Annotated in this window: 2 protein-coding genes and 1 pseudogene; 2 read left to right on the top strand and 1 reads right to left on the bottom strand. The window is 44.4% G+C overall.

The window, feature by feature from the left end; genetic code table 11:
* The coding region (locus A6D97_RS05285) for a transposase (protein ID WP_139074298.1) at positions 1-307 on the top strand (307 nt) is incomplete at its 5' end.
* Between the two features lie 379 nt (positions 308-686).
* Here A6D97_RS05285 and A6D97_RS05290 read toward each other — a convergent pair.
* Positions 687-1,151, bottom strand: coding sequence for a hypothetical protein (locus A6D97_RS05290; RefSeq protein WP_083190209.1), 465 nt, complete (start codon positions 1,149-1,151; stop codon positions 687-689).
* Positions 1,152-1,300: 149 nt separating this feature from the next.
* Here A6D97_RS05290 and A6D97_RS05295 point away from each other — a divergent pair.
* Positions 1,301-1,715: pseudogene (locus A6D97_RS05295) on the top strand (IS110-like element ISVisp6 family transposase); the annotation flags it as partial.

Consider the following 1,715-nt stretch of genomic DNA (forward strand, 5'->3'; position numbering starts at 1 on the left):
TGATAAAAGCCGTGATTTCTCTGCTTGGCTAGGACTCGTACCAAAGCAATATTCGACGGGAGGAAAGCCTCGCTTAGGTCGGATAACCAAACACGGCGACAAATACTTGCGAACACTATTAGTTCACGGGGCAAGGACAGTCATTGCCAACCTTGGCGACAAGCAAGATAAGCTAAGTCAGTGGTGTCGAGGCGTTCTAGAACGAAGAGGAATGAACCGAGCGATAGTGGCACTTGCCGCGAAGAACGCACGAATTATATGGTCGCTTTTACACAATCAAACAGAATATGAAAACTATGCTGCTTAAGTAGAAACCTAAGCAGCATAAAGAGTTAAACCCACCGGGTCATTGCAGACGCTAATGATGGAGATAGGTTAAGACCACTTGCGGAGAGCCTGTTAATGCGGCGGACACACTAGATGTCATCTAACGAATAAGGCACCGCAGTCGCGCAAAGTCATCAGGGCCACGACGTATGCGAATCGTCGATAAGTAGGCCGAATGTAGAGCGGCAGTCCAAAACCCATCAACATAAGTTTAGCGGATGTTTGACAACCGGGGGAATCCATGTAGCCGCATTAAGGTGTGAGCAACGCAATACCGAAGCTCCTGCATACCACCTTAACCACGAAAACCAACGCATAGTAAAAATGCCAAGCGTTGCGAATCACTCTTAAACAGATTGTTATATGCCTGTGTTGAAGACTTTGCGACCATACTCATCGACAGCAGAGCGAATAGGTTCCCAAATTCTGATGTAGCCCGATGAAGTGTCGAAAACCTTACCATGGTTCTTATCTGACTTAGCTTTCATTTGAACATAGTTAGAGTTAAACCATTCAGGATTACCTAGCTTATCACTGAGGTGTTGTTCAGTTACTTCTGAAACTCCAGAGCTAGATAATGCAAGGAACGCATTTAGAATTTGAGAGTTATACTGTGCCTGCCTTTCTGGCTTTGCCCACATACGCAATCGGCGAGATACTTTATTTATCTCATCAACGTCACTCACCTCATTTGTGCTATTTGCGTTAATCCCCTCAACCAATAGCAAACATTTGATCACTTTAGAGTGTATTTCTTTCCTGTGCGCATCTTCGCCGAGCATAAAAGCAATATCCTCGAGTTCTGATTTAAGTTGCTCTAACATAACGACTCCAATAAAACTAAATTAGACTAATTAAGTCTAGTTTAGTAAATCAGAATACGCCAAGCGAATTGGCATATAACGAATGACATGGATTCCCCCTACCGAGGATCTGCCACACTTATGTGGTACTTAAATGCATCGGAGGCACCATGTCTGATTATTCTTATTTCTGCGGTATCGACCTAGCTAAAAACCACTTTAGTCTTCATGCCGTAGACCAAAATGGTAAGGTCATACTTCATAAGTCAGTAACCCGCTCTAAACTACTGACTACAATAGCAAATATGCCACTCATGCGTATAGGCATTGAAGCGTGTGGTGGTGCACATTATTGGGCAAGAACACTCAATAAACTGGGTCATGACGCCCGCATCATGGCCGTTAAATACGTGGTTCCTTATCGAACTAAAGGGAAGAACGACCTTAATGATGCAGTAGCTATCTGCGAAGCTGTTCAGCGACCATCCACTCGCTTTGTGCCCGTAAAATCACCAGAGCAACAAGCCATCCTATCGGTACATAGAATGAGAGAGCATTGGGTTCGTGAACGCACCGCGCTTATGA

The organism is Vibrio sp. ZF57 (assembly GCF_001691235.1).
Taxonomy (GTDB): Bacteria; Pseudomonadota; Gammaproteobacteria; order Enterobacterales; family Vibrionaceae; genus Vibrio; species Vibrio crassostreae_C.

What these genes read in the sequence shown, in the direction of transcription:
- A6D97_RS05290 (WP_083190209.1), bottom strand. Translation starts at nt 1,151, where the DNA reads ATGTTAGAGCAACTTAAATCAGAACTCGAGGATATTGCTTTTATGCTC.